The sequence below is a fragment of the Desmospora profundinema genome (assembly GCF_031454155.1).
GTDB classification, from domain to species: domain Bacteria; phylum Bacillota; class Bacilli; order Thermoactinomycetales; family DSM-45169; genus Desmospora; species Desmospora profundinema.
The window spans coordinates 217,034-232,506 of record NZ_JAVDQG010000003.1 but is presented as its reverse complement, the minus strand read 5'-3'; the positions used below and the strand labels follow the sequence as shown (position 1 = coordinate 232,506).

Below are 15,473 nucleotides of genomic sequence, written 5' to 3'. Positions count from 1 at the left end.
TCCAAATGAATACCCCTGCCTTTCGACATGGGGAGGAAATATGGACGGAGGCGTCAGCCCCCGCTCTTTGCGGTTTACACTGCTTGCCGCTGTCGCAGGTGTGAAACACGATTCACTGACCCGACTTCAAAGCCGTTCTCTATAATCATACAAACGGAAAGACTTCCGTGAAAGTTCCCCTATCCACCGAATTGTCATTTTTAACCTGCCTGCCCCTTTGATCGGACAGCAGAGGTGAGTCTCCTCCCCACCGTACCGTAGATTACACCCATCCATCCCTTTATATGTGACGATTCAGTGAACATGCAAAAAGGCGATTCCAGAACAGGGGATCGTCCCTTACTATTTCCATTATTTTAGACCCAGTGAAATGTACTTTGTCTCTAGGAATTCCTCTACACCGTAACGTCCGCCCTCCCGTCCCAATCCGCTCTCCTTCATGCCGCCAAATGGCGCTTGTGCCGTGGAAGGGACACCGTCATTCACACCCACAATACCAAATTCCAACGCTTCGGCTACCCGGATCGTACGGCTGAGATCCTGTGTGTAAAAATAAGCGGCCAACCCATACCGACTGTCGTTCGCTTTGGCAATCGCCTCCTCATCTGTGCGGAAAGTCTGAATGGGAGCAACGGGACCGAAGGTTTCTTCCTGTTGGATGCGCATGTTATCTGTTATATCAGCCAGTACGGTTGGCTCAAAAAAATGAACATCGCCTTCGGATAGCCGGGTTCCACCCACCACCAATCGGGCCCCTTTCTCCAGGGCATCTTTCACATGCCCTTCCACTTTGTCTGCCGCAGCCCTATCAATCAAAGGTCCGATTTGCACTCCTTCTTCCAACCCGTTTCCCACCTTCAGCCGACTTGCTTCAGCCCCCAATAAACGGGTAAAGGTGTCCGCTACCGATTCATGGACATAGATTCGATTGGCACAGACACACGTTTGACCGGCGTTGCGGAATTTGCTGGCCGACACCTGTTCAGCCGCCCGCTTCAGATCGGCGTCTTCAAAGACGATAAAAGGGGCATGACCGCCCAACTCCAAGCTGATTTTCTTAACCGTATCCGCTGCTTTGCGCATCAGGATTTTTCCCACTTCCGTAGAGCCGGTGAATCCTACTTTGCGCACTCGTTCATCCTTCAGCAACGCATCGCCGATGGCGGCGGCATCGGTGCCGGTAACCAGGTTGACAACCCCGTCGGGAAAACCCGCTTCATGAAAAAGATCCACCAAGCGACAGGCGGTCAGTGGTGTCTGTTGCGCCGGCTTGACCACGACGGTACACCCCGCCGCCAATGCGGGAGCGATCTTGCGTGTGATCATGGAGGCCGGAAAGTTCCAGGGAGTGATGGCCGCCGTCACACCGACGGGCTGTCGGTGCACCCATATCCGTTTATCTGGAGAGGAAGCCGGTATCGTTTCCCCATAAATTCGTTTGGCTTCCTCGGCACTCCATTCCACGAAATCAGCGGCATAGCGCACCTCACCCCGGGATTCCGCCAACGGTTTTCCCTGTTCCCGAGTCATCATCTCCGCCAGTTCTTCCTCCAGACGACGCATCCCATCATATACCTTGCGTAAACATTCAGCCCGTTCCTTCGCCGTCGTTTTCGCCCATTCGGGAAAGGCCCGGTCCGCTGCATCGATAGCCCGTTTGACATCCATTTCTCCGGCATCAGCACAGATACCCACAACTGCACCGGTAGCCGGATCGGTTACGTTGTATGTTCGCCTATCCACAGCGGGTGTCCACTCTCCATTGATAAAGAGGCCGTAAGGTTGATCCATATTCCTTCATACTCCTTTCCACCGACGATGCGATTTCTTATATGCATTCCCCGTTGCTTCCACTCAAAACTGGCCAATTTCTGTGATGATTAGCCTTGTCCCTATCCGACACCTCCCGTAAAATATTCCTGAGATTGAAACAAAGAGACAGAAAGAGGGGGTAACCATTGAGCGACCCAAACCCGCCGGTCAAACCGGTCAAACGACGACGCCTGTGGCTCTATCTATTGGTATCCGTCTTTTTTATCGCCCTGACAGTTTTCGGCTATTATGGATATCAAGTTTATCAAGCGATGAACCAAGCCTATGAACCGCCGACCAGAGAAAAATCTGAAAAGCGGGACAGTAAGGTGAAAATTACGGAAGATCCCGTTTCGATCCTATTGTTGGGGGTGGACGAGCGGAAAAACGATAAAGGTCGGAGCGATACCATGATCGTGATGACCATTAATCCTCGACAACAAACGGTGAAAATGATGAACATTCCCCGGGATACCTATACGGTCATTCCGGGACGGGCGGGATATGACAAAATCAACCACGCTTACGCCTTTGGCGGCACGGAGCTCGCCATTACCAGCGTAGAGGAGTTTCTGGATATTCCCATTGATCACTATGCCAAAGTGAATATGAAAGGATTCAGCCGGATCATTGACGAATTGGGCGGCGTGGAAGTGGACGTTCCCTTTGATTTCGAGTTCCAGGATTACCACTTCCAACAAGGACCGATGCTTCTGGACGGAGATGCCGCCTTCCGTTTTACGCAAATGCGCAAAGACGACCCCCGAGGCGACCTCGGACGCAATGAGCGCCAACAACAGGTTATCAAAGGCATCCTGAAGAAGGGGACGTCCGCCTCTTCCTGGTCGAAGTGGGACGATGTTCTCGGCCAAATCGGGGAAAATGTAACCACGGACATTTCACCTGTGGACCTCTTGCAATTGCAGGGAATCTACAAGCAGCTGGGAAATAAAAAGATCGAGACTTTAACCATTGAAGGGGAAAACAAACGGATCGACCGTATCTTCTACTATGTCGTGTCGGACGAAGAGAAGGCGCGGATCCAACTGGAGTTGCGGGAACATCTGGAATTGCCCGCCGAAAAAACACATGCCGGTCGCTGAGGAACAACCAGACAGGCTCTAGGCTGTCTTTTTTCGCGAAAACGAGGGAGGACCATGTCGCCTTTGGCCGGCCTTTGCACTCATCCTGCACCAATCTCGCCTGGGTTACTTTCGTTCCCCTGCCTCGCTATGTGCTTTTGAAGGCGAAATGAAGACCCGGGTTCTGACTACCGGATGGATCCGATACCGACCGAACCAAAACCGCAGGCGGCTGCCTGCGGTTTTTTAATTTACATCCGTTTGATTTCTTTCACTGATTTCATTTCCCTCACCATCAATCCCTTCATCTCCCCATACAATTGGCTGGCCAAACGTTGGCGGTTACCGAAGGTATGAATATAACGACGACCATTCTCGGCAATCGTATCCCGCTTTCCCTGCTTCTGACCGCGAAGGCTCATCAACGCTTTTGCCAACCCTTTCGGATCTTCTGCACCGCTGAAAACACCCACCCCGTTTTTCTCAATGATCTCCCGCACTTCGCCGTCCACTGTGGAGACGATGGGTTTGCCCACATACATATAGTCGAATAACTTATTGGGCCTGGCACCGCGAAAAATCTCATTGTCTTTCAGGGAGATAATTCCACAGTCTGCCGCTTCGATATATCGAAACACTTCCCCTTTGGGGACCGGTTCCAACAGATGAACATTGTGCAGTCCCTTCTCTTGTTTGAGCGCGCACAGCCGATCCTTTTCCGGACCGTCGCCGATCAACACAATGGCATATCCGTCGGGCAGGTGAACACCTGCCAGCACCACATGTTCCAATGCATTGGCCGGACCATGAGCACCCGCATAAAGAGCGACAAACTGATCGGACGCCACTCCCATCCGCCTGCGGTACTCCTCCCGCCGGGCGGGGGAGGGTTTCCAGGAATCCATTCGGATACCGTTGGGCACCAGAGTGATTTTGGCCGGATCCACCCCTTTGTCCCGGATGAAGCGGCGCTGATGTTCCGTCAGAACCACAATTTTATCGGCTTTTCGATAGAGAAAGGACTCTAACCACAACAGCGCGTTTACCACCCACGTCTGGTGGAGGCCGTCCATCTTAATCAGCGTGTCCGGCCACAAATCCCGCACTTCTAATACAAAGGGACAGCGCTTCAGCTTGGCCAGCATCCACCCGGCAAAGGGTGTCAACAAATGGGGGGACGAAGCCAAGAGAACATGAGGTCGAGCCCGAAACAAGCCCTGAAGGAAAAAGAGCAGGGCAAAGCTGACCATGTTCACCACCCGTCGCGAATCATTTCCATCATGAGGAAACGACCACAGCCATTGTAACTTCAAACCCGGTACCGTTTCGCCGTCACGCTTCGCTTCTTCATCGATAAAGCGACGTCGGGAGTGGTTGAAGGAGCTTAGCCATAATGTCACATCCGCATCCTCTTGTTCCGCCCATTCCCGTGCCAATTCAAAATGTCGAGTGATTCCGCCCATGTTAGGCGGTACGGCATAATGGTTGGCAACCCAAATACGCACGCTTCTCACTCCCCGGTTTCAGTCAACTCCTGGTAAAGCCTTACTAACTTCTTCTCCTCGGCACACCAATTATAAACGTCGGAAAAGGCTTTTCGCCCCTGCTCTCCCATGTACCGACGTCGGTCCGGATCCTGAAGCAAAGCAGCCACCTGCCGTGCCATCGCCACGGGATCCAGCGGATCCACGGTCACCCCGGCTCCGCTATCCTCCAGGATCCCCCTCCACAGAGGGAAATCCGTCGCCACGACCGGCAAACCCGCTGCCATGTACTCAAATAATTTAATGGGCAGGGATTCCCGGTAGTTTTCCACCGGATGAAGGCATACTAGACCAACACTACCGGACAAAAGCCATGACTGCACGTCTCCAAACGGAATCCGGCCGTGGAGGAAGACCTTTTTCTCTTTCAGGGCTGCTTCATCTCGATCCTCTGGACGGATGTGCTGCAACGGACCGATCAGATGCAGTTCCGCTCCCAGCTCTTTTGGAAGGTGATCCATCATGACGATCATTTCCCGATAACCCCGGAGATAGGAGATGCCCCCCACATACAGGATGCGGAGCGGTCCGCCCTGTTCCCTCTCCCCTGTCCGGATAGGCAAGGGGTAATTTTTTATCACCGATACCCGATCCACACGGGAAAACTTCTTCGCAATCGGTTCGGTTACCGTCACCACCGCCGACAAGCGGCGTGCCATCCCTTTTTCAACCCTGTCGGCCACCCGTGAAAGCCACGGTCGAACCCAAGGGGGAATCCACAGCTTGGTCGTAATCTGTTGGGGAAGGTCTTCATGGGCGTCATAGATAACCGGTTTACCGGTCCGACGCCGGATGCCCACCGCCCATGGCAGCAACTCGGGATCATGGATGTGAAAGAGATCTCCCCCGCTGGCAAGCGCCCGCCGGAACAATTCCCGGCCGCTCTTTAGACGGACCCATTTGTTTTTAGGAAAAGAGAGCCCGATGATATGAACACCCTGTTCCATCCTTTCCTCGAAGTCGGCCAAAGCGTGAAGTTCCACCGACCAACCGGCACGAGCCAAGGAAACCGCCTGCTTGTGGAAGATACGCGAATCGTTCCAGCGATGCACCGAACTGAGAATGACGGCTTTACCTTTCATAGGTACCCTCTCTACTTTCCATGTGCACATCCTGTTGGTCCGCCGTACTCCTGTTGCACTCCCCCAGGACAATCACCGCCAAGGCGAACCCGTGAACCACCCACATCGGCGTGAAATGGATGGCGGTGCTGGGAGCCATCCCCCCAAGCACGTAGCCGGTCAACGCAATGAGGGAGGAGACGGCTCCCCAGCGAACCCAGGGAGAAAGCCCCGGTCGCCTTCGCTGATTGGACAACAGCCACAGTCTCCACAGCATCCATCCATACAGTCCGATATAGCAGAGAAATACCAAAACACCAAAGTTGACCAGTACCTCCATCCACCAATTGTGGATGTTGGTTTTGTCCCTCACTCCCGGGGCTCCTGCCATATAGTGCTCCACATTGCCGGCACCGACACCGAGATAATCGCTTTCCTTCAAAAACACCCAACCGTTGGCGATCAGGTATTTACGGATGGCCACACTCTGATCCCCTGAGGCAACCCCATCCATCTCGAAGCCTTCGTCCCCTTCACCGGGATAAGCCCAATTCCCCTGCAGATCCTGGATAATCCCCATCGAAGTCCCCAACTTGTTTCTGGTGTGCTCGGACAGCAGGGTGGAGACTAGTCCCGTCACCAACAGAGCGGCCACCACCAACAACAGGCCCCCCCGCCATAGATTCTTTCGGTTCCACCATAGTTCACGCGGAAGCGCCACGGGAATGAATACCAGCCACAAACCCGTCACCAGCGGCAATACAAACATGCTGTTACTGCGGGAGCCGGTGATGAACAGGCAGGACAAAGCGATCACTCCCACCCCATAAACCAGCGCCTTTGCTTTGCGGGTAAGCGGCAAGAGCACCATCGCAGCGGCCAGAAAGGGAAGACCCAGCGTAATCGCCGTAGCAAAGTCGTTCTGATTGGTGAAAAAAGAGGTGACCGCGCTGGCATCGGTACCATAGTACCGGGAAGACGGTAAATGGAAGAAAGTGAGTGCTTCAATAATGCCGAAGACAACCAGGATGGAAAAAACCCCGAACATCACCCGAGCCGATTGTTTCAGCATTTCCTTTTCCTTGAGAAAAAAAGGGAAGGACAGAGCCAACAACAGCATGGTTCCCAAAAATGTAACATAGCGGATTCCATACGGAAGGTTGGCTGCCCAAGTCAAGGAAACGACGGCGTAGAAAAACCAGAAAGCAGAAAACGCCGCAAACCAACGAACCGGCATCAGATGGCCGAACAGGAATGGCTTTTGCTTCACCCATTGAACCAAGATCCCCGCCACCAACAGGATGAAGACAACTCGGAACAGGGTCATCTTAAAACCGGGCAAAGGAACGCCCAGGGTGGGACCCAGCAGGGCAAAAGCCACCATCAGATGAAACAGGAGACGAAGCGGAGGTTGTCTCGGCATCAGAAGCGAACTCATGCGGAATTCACCTTTTTCCTACAAGATTAGGCAGGCTTACAGACTCTTATTGTTTTTGCGCAGCGGCAACAGCCGGCGAATCATGGTGATGGACTCTTTATTAAACAAGCCGGTGAGGAAGATGGCCAACATCATGAACAAGGTAGCTCCGACGTAGATGAGCCAGAGACTGCCCCAACCGTTGACCTGGAACCACGTGATCCCCGCCATGACGGCCAGGTAGAGAACCAAATACGCCAGCATGGATTTCATCCGGAAATCGACGGGGTAGATTTTTTGCCCTTTCCGATAAATGGACAAAAAAGCGAACAGGTAGGTAACCACCGTCATAATCCCCGTTCCCCAGGCTCCGATCAATGGCAACAGCAGCAGGTTCCCCACAAAGTACAGCGGGGCGGCAGCCATGAAGGTCTTGGAGATGGCTTTGGTTTCTTTGTTGATCAAGAGTCCCACACCCACAATCAGATGCATGGTATTTAGTACGGTTCCCAAAGCCAACATCCACACATAAGGATAAGCATCAAAGAAGTCCTTATTCCCGGCAACGATCTTAATGATGGGTTCAATAAAGAAGGTCAAGAAGAGGATGAAAAAAGTTCCGATCACGAGAAAGGAACGGCCCAGCAAACTGTAGATGCGTTGGGCGTCTTCCCGATCCTTGATAGAAACGGAGAAAGGGCGCCATGCCAGCTGGAAGGCGGCGGTCAACAGAGCGATCACGCTGGCGAAACGTACCGCCAAGCCGAACACACCTGCTTCCTCCGGTGAAACCATGTGGTAAATCATCGGACGGCTCATGGCGTTCATCACCCAAAAAGCGAGCAAGGCCGGCAACAAAGGAATCCCGTATGATAACAAGTTCCGCACATGCCGCTGTTCAACCGCGAGCGTAAATTTATCCCGATAATGCCACAACAAGATGGCAGCCGCGATGGACTGGGCGAAAATCTGCCCGTAAAAGATCCCCACCACACCGGCTTCCTGCACCACCACAAAATAAACACTGGAAAGGGAAGAGCCGATTACATAACCCATACTGCCGATCATAAAGGTTTTTACCTGACGGGCAAAACGGGCATACGCCAGGGTTTGCTGGATGATCACATTAAAGACGATCACCAGTACCGCCAGGAACAACAGGTTGGGGTACTCTCCGGGTTCCACATATAACAGATTGGCTGTCGGTTTGCTGACCACAGCCGCAACAGCGAGAAAAACGAGGCTGATCATTACCGGTACAAAGACAGAAGCGGTAAAGTAGCCATTGCGATCTTTCTCATCTTTTGCGTCAAAAAAGTAAAAGGCAAGCGCCGTATCCAAACCCAGCATACAGAAATACGTCAGCACCATGGCGATCGTGTTGGTCATATCCCAATCCCCGAAACGTGTCGGGTCCAGGGCCCGGGTATATACGGGAACCAACAGAAAAGCCACGATTTTGTTCCCCATCAAGGCCAAGGCGAAGGCCGTCGAGTCGGAGAATAGCTGTTTGATCTTTGTAAGCATACCGTTCCCCTTTACCACTTTGCCTCCGCGCAACCACTCGCTCGTCCCTCTAACGTTCCCCCCGGGGTAACCACCCGCCTCCTAACAGTCGTTCGGCGGAGACAATCTCTCTCTCGCAGGTACCGGCCGTATCGGCTTGGCAGGCACCCCCGCATAAACGGTGGCTTCTTCCGTATCCCGATTAACCACGGCGCCGGCAGCAATAAAACTCTCCGAGGCCACTGTAATACCCGGCAACAGGACGGCACCGCCTCCCACCCGGGCCCCCCGTCTGACCACGGGTCCCCGAGTGTGCAGGAAACGCTCTTCGGTCCGCCCCATGAAGTTGTCATTGGTGGTCATTACCCCAGGTGCGATAAACACATGGTCTTCCAGTCGGGAATAGGCGGTGATATACGCGTCAGTTTGTATTTTGGTGTCGGATCCGATCTCCACCTGGTTTTCCACCGCGACACCTCTTCCGATCACCACGCGATCTCCGATCAGGCAGCGCTCTCGGATAAAGGCCTGGTCCCCTACGAGGACTTCACGTCCCAATTGACTGCCACGGTACAAAACGGCATTCGCCCCGATCGTGCTCCCTTCTCCGATACTAAATGCCGGAAGATCGGGATCCACCCGCACCGTACTGGTTTTGGCCGGCCGGGGCCACCGGCCGATCACGGCATGATCGGCGATCCATGTTCCTTCCCCGATCACGGCATGCGCATGCAGGATGGCATGATGGCCGACGGTGACATTATCGCCCAAAACCACCCCTTCTTCAATAACAACAAAGTACCCCAACTCCACCCCTTTACCTAGTCGGGCTGTAGGATGAACGATCTGGTTCATTTTCCCACCCCTAAATTTTTTCATAATCGGCGTCGATCAATTCTACACCCTGCAATGCATTCCGGGTGTCAAAGATGGCCCGCGACCGCTTGGCGATCAGCGGATAATCGAAATCAGAATGATCGGTGGTGATCAAAACCAGGTCGGCTTCCTCCAGCCTGTCGGCGGTTACCGCTTCACTTTCATACGTCTTGCCGTCCAGCTGGAAAGTATGGATGTACGGGTCACTTACCCGCACATCCGCACCGTGGTGCTCCAGTTGCCGGATAATAGGAATCACCGGGGATTCACGCATATCATCAATATCCCGTTTATAGGCCAAACCGAGAATAAAAACCCGGGCCCCGTTCATCGCCTTGCCGTGACGGTTGAGGATCTTCATCGCCCGTTCCACGACGAATTCGGGCATGTAATTGTTGATTTCGCCGGCAAGCTCAATTAGACGCGTATGGTACTTGTACTCCCGGGCCTTCCAGGTCAGGTAGTAGGGGTCGATCGGGATACAGTGTCCACCCAATCCCGGCCCCGGATAGAAAGGCATGAAACCGTAAGGCTTGGTCTTAGCCGCCTCCACCACTTCCCAATAGTCGATTCCCATCTTGTCACAAAGGATGGCCATTTCGTTGGCCAGGGCGATATTAATGTTTCGAAAAGTATTTTCCAGAATCTTCTCCATCTCCGCCACAGCCGGACTGGAGACTTCAAATACTTCCCCTTCCAGTACATGGCGGTATAAAGAAGCAGCCACTCGTGTGCAGGCCGGCGTCACCCCTCCTACCACTTTTGGCGTATTTTTGGTGTTATAAACTTTATTGCCGGGATCCACCCGCTCCGGGGAAAAAGCAAGATAAAAATCCTCTCCCGCTTTCAGGCCCCCTTCCTCCAGGATGGGGCGGACCACTTCCTCCGTTGTGCCGGGATAGGTGGTTGATTCCAGCACCACCAACATCCCGGGGTGCAAGCGTTTAGCGATTTCCCGTGTGGAAGCTTCCACATAGGAAGTATCCGGTTGTTGGTATGAGTCCAGCGGTGTAGGTACACAGATGGAAACAGCATCCACATCTTGGATATCCGAATAATCCGTCGTAGCCTTCAGGCGTCCTTGACGGACAATATCCGATAGCTCTTCATCCACGATGTCGCCGATATAATTGATTCCCCGGTTCACCATGTCCACTCGTTTTTGCTGGATGTCAAAACCAATGACACGGTAGCCCGCTTTCGCTTTTTCCAATGCAAGAGGCAACCCCACATACCCCAGACCCACCACGCCGATCACGGCTGTTTTTTGATCGATCTTTACCAATGCATCTTCCATCTCGCCCACCCCCACTCCAACCGGATCTGTTGAAACCTCTCACCGAAATTGGATGTTCGTTTCCTTAGGAGAAGAACTCTTTTACTGCATCGGCTACACGCATCACCATCTCTTCTTCCATTTCCGGATAGAGCGGTAAAGCGAGAGTCCGCTTGGAGGCGGCTTCGGCCACTGGCAGATCTCCTTCATCGTATCCCAATCCCCGGTATACGTTTTGCAGATGCAACGGTACCGGATAGTACACACCAGTGGCAATTCCCCGTTCCCGCAGGTGGGCGGCCATCCCCTCCCGATCCTCCACCTGGACGATGTACAGATGATAGATATGTATGCGGTTGCCGACCGCAACAGGTCGAACCACCGGCAGTCCCTCCAACAACCGGTCGTATAACATCGCCCGTTCACGCCGGTCTTCATTCCAGCGGGAAAGATATTTCAGCTTGACCCGCAGCAAGGCTGCCTGTAATTCGTCCAACCGGCTGTTGTAGCCGACCATACTGTGATAGTACTTGGGATTGCTGCCGTGAACACGCAGAATGCGAATTTTCTCCGCCAATTCATCATCACTGGTCACAATCATTCCACCGTCTCCATACCCACCCAGATTTTTGGTCGGGAAAAAGGAGTAGGAAGCGGCGTGTCCATGAGAACCGACTGGAGCGCCGTTATAACGGGCCCCGATCGCCTGGGCGGCATCTTCCAACACCCACAGCCCGTATTGCCCGGCGATCGCATTCACCGGATCCATATCTGCCGGCTGACCGAAGAGATGAACGGGAATCACCGCTTTGGTACGAGCCGTCACCTTTTCTTCCAATTGATGAATATCCAGATTATAGGTATCGGGATCGATATCGACAAACACCGGTGTGGCACCCCGTTGGGAGATTACTTCCGCCGTGGCAAAAAACGTGAAGGGGGATGTGATCACTTCGTCGCCCGGTCCGATTCCCATCGCATCCAACGCAAGCAGCAACGCGTCCGTTCCGTTAGCCACACCGATGCCGTGTTTGGCATCGCTTAAAGACGCCACTTCCCGTTCCAGTGCAGCCACCTCCGGTCCCAACACATAACGGCCGCTTTCCATCACACCGATGGCCGCCTGATTCAGTTCCTCTTTGATGGAATGATATTGGGCTTTCAGGTCCAATAACGGAATGTCGTTCATCGTCCGGCTCCCTTCTGGTTAGCATTTCATCGAAGCGCATCCAAGGAGACCGGCCGTCCCCATTCTGCCGATCGTTGACAGGCAAGTACCAATTCCAACGCTTTCCGCCCGTCTTTACCGGTGACAGCCGGAACCCGATTTTCCCGAACCGCATCGGTCATATCCTGGATAATCGCGTGATGTCCCGGTTGCCCGTACGGATCGTGATCGATCCGGTAGATCGTCTCTTCGCGTTCCCTTTCGGTCTGATCCCCAAACGCCCAAGCCCGAATCCAGTTTGCTGTGGATCCACCCACCACCGCCGTGCCCGATTCCCCGAACAGGGAAAGGGTTTCCTCCAAATTACGCGGATAGAGTGTAACCGCCGCTTCAATCACCCCCAGCGCCCCACTCGTAAAGCGAAGGACGGAAACGGAGACATCCTCCGCTTCGATATCACGAAGTCGGGTCTCGTGGTAAGAAAAAACCTCCTCCACATCCCCCATCAGCCATAATAATAAATCAAGGTTGTGGATGGCCTGATTCATCAGAACGCCCCCGTCCATCTTCCGGGTTCCCCTCCAGGGAGCTTGATCGTAATACTCCTGGTTTCGATTCCAACGAACCGTTGCATTGGCGTGACTGAACCGCCCAAATGCGCCGGCATCCACCCGACGGCGCAATTCTTTCATCACCGGCCTGAATCGATTGGGATGTACGACAGCCAATTGTACACCATTGCCTTCACATGCTTGGATGATGGCATCTGCATCTTCCAAGGTTAATGCGATCGGCTTTTCCACCACGACGTGTTTGCCCGCATTCGCTGCTTGAATAGCCAGGGGAGCATGTAAACCGCTGGGTGTGCAGATATTGACGACATCCACAGATGTGGATGCGAGCATCCTTCCCATATCGGTAAAAGATTGGATCCCTTTTGCCAAAAAAGGCTCCATTCGACTTGGATCACGATCACATACGGCGGTTAACACCGCCCCCTCAGCCGCTCGGATCGCTTCCACATGCTTGTTGGCGATGTGTCCACATCCCACAATGGCGTAATGGATCATGTGACCCTCCTCTTTTTTCATATCCCGTGCTAAAAGAGACAGGGATGGTTATTTTTTTCTCTTTGTTACAATCAGATTACAAAATAACAGTTTCAATGTAACACAAAAGAAATTTTTTTGGCTATCCCGAAACCAATCTTTACAAAAACTCATCGTTTTGTTTACAAGCAGCTTTTCCCGTCATCTGGAGATACAAGTCCATCATCCTCTCGGCATTCCTCTTCCAGGTGAAAGCACCCGCCTCGGTATAGGCCCGTTCCCCCATGTCCATGTTGAGGCCCTCGTTGTCCATCAACACAATCTCCAGATGTTGCTCCAACTCTTTCGGTTGACGCGGTGGCACCAGAAAACCGGTCTTCCCGTGTTGCACGACCTCCGAAATTCCACCCACATCGGTGGCAACGACCGGTTTCCCGCACCCCATCGCTTCCAGCACAATGGAGGGCAGCCCCTCGCTCAAGCTGGATAGAGTAACGACATCACTGGCATTGATCCATAATGGAATCTCATCGTAAGGCCTGCGACCGATGAAGTGAACCCGATCATGAATGGATATCTCCCGAGACCGTTTGATTAAGTCACACCGGAGCGGACCATCTCCCACCAATACCAATTGTGCATCCGGGTGCCGTTGGGCCAATCCTGCAAAAGCATCCAACAAATCGAACAGACCTTTTACTTTGTATAGATTCCCGACGAACAGTATGATTTTTCCGTCAGGGGACTGATCCAGGCGTTCACGGGCATCCTGTTGCGCACACGGAAAAAAGCGTTCCGGATCAAAGCCGTTATGAATGGTGCTCACTTCCACTCCGGTGGACCATTTCTGAACATCTCGTTTCAGCCGTTCACTCACAGTCACCACGTGATCACTATTTCTGAGAGCTTTTTCCGTCCGTTGGTACACACCTACACTTTTGTAAGGATAGAGGCGGATATCCGAACCATGGATGGTTGTGATAACAGGCACACCGAATGTTTTTTTCAACAGCGTTCCTGCATAACCGTCAGGATAAATGGTATGGCAATGGATGAGGTCAAAGGGCGATGCCTTCCACAGTTCGGAAACCACACGGAAAAGGGAGGAGTAATAGAAATACCCATAAGCCGAGAAAAAGAATCCACCCGGAAACATCCAGGTCGGAACATACCAAATCGGGATTTCAGCCATCGTGGCAGCTGTCGGGAATTTACGGTAATTACGCCATTTGGGATAGAAGGGGAAGTGGGGAATCGGCGAAACCACACGAAGATGAACACCTTCTTTTGCCAGGGCTTTGACTTGATTATGGACAAAAATGCCGGACATGGGGTTAGCCGGATTGGGATACATATGGGAAATGACCATTACGTTTAGATTCATGGGCGCATCCATTCTTCCTTTCTGTCAGCAACTCAGACAAGAGGAAATTCAGGTGCGTTAGGTCTGATTCGCCAATATCTCCACGATTCGCCGGGATGCCCGTCCGTCTCCAAAAACGGGCCGGACGTGATCAAAATCAACTTTCATTTCATCGACCGCCTGCAGAATGGCTTGATCATCCGCACCGACCAGTCGGTTCGCTTTTTGTTCCACTGTCTCCATCCATTCCGTTTCATCCCGCATGGTCACACAAGGTACCCGCAGGAGGAACGCTTCTTTTTGTACCCCCCCGGAATCCGTCAGAATAAGGGAGGCGTTTGCTTCCAATTGCAACATATCCAAATAGCCGACAGGTGGCAACAATTGAAGTTTCGGATTGTTCAGAGTCAGCCCCGCCTGCTCCAACCGATGGCGAGTTCGTGGATGGAGAGGCAACACGGCGGGGCGGTCCAACGCGTTCAGTGCCGCAGCGATGGAAGTCAGCCGAACCGGATCATCGGTGTTTTCCGCCCGGTGCCAGGTTACCAATATGTATCCCTTTGGCTCCACATCTAGTTTCTCCAAGACGATGGAGCGCTCTGTTGCCAACTGACGGTTATGAAGAAGAGCATCCACCATCACATCCCCCACCTGGTGAACGCCCTCATGGATCCCCTCACGCTTTAAATGCCGCACAGCCGTGTCTGTCGGGCAGAATAACAATTGGGAAACATGGTCTGTCAGCACTCGGTTGATCTCTTCCGGCATCCGTCGGTTGAAGCTGCGCAGACCCGCCTCAACATGAGCGACAGGGATATCCAATTTAGCTGCGGCCAACGCCCCCGCCAAAGTGGTATTTGTATCCCCGTACACCAACACCCAATCCGGCTTTTCGTCCATCAGTACCCTTTCCACCTGGGACAACATTTCTCCTGTCTGCGATCCATGGGATTTGGAACCCACACCCAAATGGTAATCAGGCGAAGGAATCTTTAGTTCCTCAAAAAATACATCTGACATGACCGAGTCATAATGTTGACCTGAATGAACCAATATTTCGTAAGCATGACATCTGAGTTCCCTTGAAACTGGCGCCGCCTTGATAAATTGGGGACGTGCACCCACCAAGGTAATCACTTTCATGGTTTTCCCTCCCACTATTTCTTTACAACACGTTTTTCATTCCGATATCAGAAAAATACCCTAGGGCGTGTCTTAACAATCCGTAGGGCGAAATCCCGGGTTGGTATGGCTGTCTTCGTTTCGTTGCAAAAAGCGCAAAGGCTCTCCGCCAGCCATACGAACCCTCCCTTTTTCCG

General features: G+C 52.9%; 12 protein-coding genes. 1 reads left to right on the top strand and 11 read right to left on the bottom strand.

Annotated features, from left to right (window positions below; translation table 11 throughout):
• Positions 1 to 351: 351 nt before the first annotated feature.
• Positions 352 to 1,791, bottom strand: coding sequence for an NAD-dependent succinate-semialdehyde dehydrogenase (locus tag JOE21_RS07495; RefSeq protein ID WP_309864383.1), 1,440 nt, complete (start codon positions 1,789 to 1,791; stop codon positions 352 to 354).
• 167 nt (positions 1,792 to 1,958) lie between these two features.
• On the opposite strand from JOE21_RS07495, the gene JOE21_RS07490 reads away from it, so the two are divergent.
• Entirely contained in the window at positions 1,959 to 2,915 is a 957-nt protein-coding gene (locus JOE21_RS07490; protein ID WP_309864381.1) for an LCP family glycopolymer transferase, read from the top strand.
• Positions 2,916 to 3,145: 230 nt separating this feature from the next.
• Here the strand turns inward: JOE21_RS07490 and JOE21_RS07485 are convergent, their stop codons facing one another.
• The 10 genes from JOE21_RS07485 to wecB all read right to left on the bottom strand — a co-directional run bounded on the left by JOE21_RS07485 (position 3,146) and on the right by wecB (position 15,297).
• On the bottom strand, positions 3,146 to 4,399 hold the full coding sequence (locus tag JOE21_RS07485; RefSeq protein WP_309864379.1) for a glycosyltransferase family 4 protein: 1,254 nt from the start codon (positions 4,397 to 4,399) through the stop codon (positions 3,146 to 3,148).
• Between the two features lie 5 nt (positions 4,400 to 4,404).
• The gene (locus tag JOE21_RS07480; protein ID WP_309864377.1) at positions 4,405 to 5,520 is read right to left on the bottom strand and encodes a glycosyltransferase family 4 protein; all 1,116 of its coding nucleotides are present in this window, start codon (positions 5,518 to 5,520) and stop codon (positions 4,405 to 4,407) included.
• Positions 5,510 to 6,937, bottom strand: coding sequence for an O-antigen ligase family protein (locus JOE21_RS07475; RefSeq protein ID WP_309864374.1), 1,428 nt, complete (start codon positions 6,935 to 6,937; stop codon positions 5,510 to 5,512). Before JOE21_RS07475 ends, JOE21_RS07480 begins: the two co-directional genes overlap by 11 nt.
• A 36-nt stretch (positions 6,938 to 6,973) precedes the next feature.
• Positions 6,974 to 8,443 carry a lipopolysaccharide biosynthesis protein gene (locus JOE21_RS07470; RefSeq protein WP_309864371.1) on the bottom strand — a complete coding sequence of 490 codons (1,470 nt, stop codon included), beginning with the start codon at positions 8,441 to 8,443 and terminating at the stop codon, positions 6,974 to 6,976.
• Between the two features lie 81 nt (positions 8,444 to 8,524).
• Entirely contained in the window at positions 8,525 to 9,277 is a 753-nt protein-coding gene (locus tag JOE21_RS07465; protein ID WP_309864368.1) for an acyltransferase, read from the bottom strand.
• Positions 9,278 to 9,287: 10 nt separating this feature from the next.
• Positions 9,288 to 10,595, bottom strand: coding sequence for a nucleotide sugar dehydrogenase (locus tag JOE21_RS07460; protein WP_309864367.1), 1,308 nt, complete (start codon positions 10,593 to 10,595; stop codon positions 9,288 to 9,290).
• A 64-nt stretch (positions 10,596 to 10,659) separates the two neighbouring features.
• Complete coding sequence (locus tag JOE21_RS07455) at positions 10,660 to 11,763, bottom strand: DegT/DnrJ/EryC1/StrS family aminotransferase (RefSeq protein WP_309864364.1); 1,104 nt, start codon at positions 11,761 to 11,763, stop codon at positions 10,660 to 10,662.
• A gap of 26 nt (positions 11,764 to 11,789) precedes the next feature.
• A complete protein-coding gene (locus JOE21_RS07450; protein WP_309864360.1) occupies positions 11,790 to 12,812 on the bottom strand; it encodes a Gfo/Idh/MocA family protein in 1,023 nt (340 codons plus the stop codon).
• A 139-nt stretch (positions 12,813 to 12,951) separates the two neighbouring features.
• Positions 12,952 to 14,175, bottom strand: coding sequence for a glycosyltransferase family 4 protein (locus JOE21_RS07445; RefSeq protein WP_309864357.1), 1,224 nt, complete (start codon positions 14,173 to 14,175; stop codon positions 12,952 to 12,954).
• A 57-nt stretch (positions 14,176 to 14,232) separates the two neighbouring features.
• Entirely contained in the window at positions 14,233 to 15,297 is a 1,065-nt protein-coding gene (wecB, locus tag JOE21_RS07440) for a non-hydrolyzing UDP-N-acetylglucosamine 2-epimerase (RefSeq protein ID WP_309864354.1), read from the bottom strand.
• Positions 15,298 to 15,473: the final 176 nt, after the last annotated feature.

Coding starts and splice junctions, on each gene's coding strand:
- JOE21_RS07495 (WP_309864383.1), bottom strand. CDS start 1,791: ATGGATCAACCTTACGGCCTCTTTATCAATGGAGAGTGGACACCCGCT.
- JOE21_RS07480 (WP_309864377.1), bottom strand. CDS start 5,520: ATGAAAGGTAAAGCCGTCATTCTCAGTTCGGTGCATCGCTGGAACGAT.
- JOE21_RS07475 (WP_309864374.1), bottom strand. CDS start 6,937: ATGAGTTCGCTTCTGATGCCGAGACAACCTCCGCTTCGTCTCCTGTTT.
- JOE21_RS07470 (WP_309864371.1), bottom strand. CDS start 8,443: ATGCTTACAAAGATCAAACAGCTATTCTCCGACTCGACGGCCTTCGCC.
- JOE21_RS07465 (WP_309864368.1), bottom strand. CDS start 9,277: ATGAACCAGATCGTTCATCCTACAGCCCGACTAGGTAAAGGGGTGGAG.
- JOE21_RS07460 (WP_309864367.1), bottom strand. CDS start 10,595: ATGGAAGATGCATTGGTAAAGATCGATCAAAAAACAGCCGTGATCGGC.
- JOE21_RS07455 (WP_309864364.1), bottom strand. CDS start 11,763: ATGAACGACATTCCGTTATTGGACCTGAAAGCCCAATATCATTCCATC.
- JOE21_RS07450 (WP_309864360.1), bottom strand. CDS start 12,812: ATGATCCATTACGCCATTGTGGGATGTGGACACATCGCCAACAAGCAT.
- JOE21_RS07445 (WP_309864357.1), bottom strand. CDS start 14,175: ATGAATCTAAACGTAATGGTCATTTCCCATATGTATCCCAATCCGGCT.
- wecB (WP_309864354.1), bottom strand. CDS start 15,297: ATGAAAGTGATTACCTTGGTGGGTGCACGTCCCCAATTTATCAAGGCG.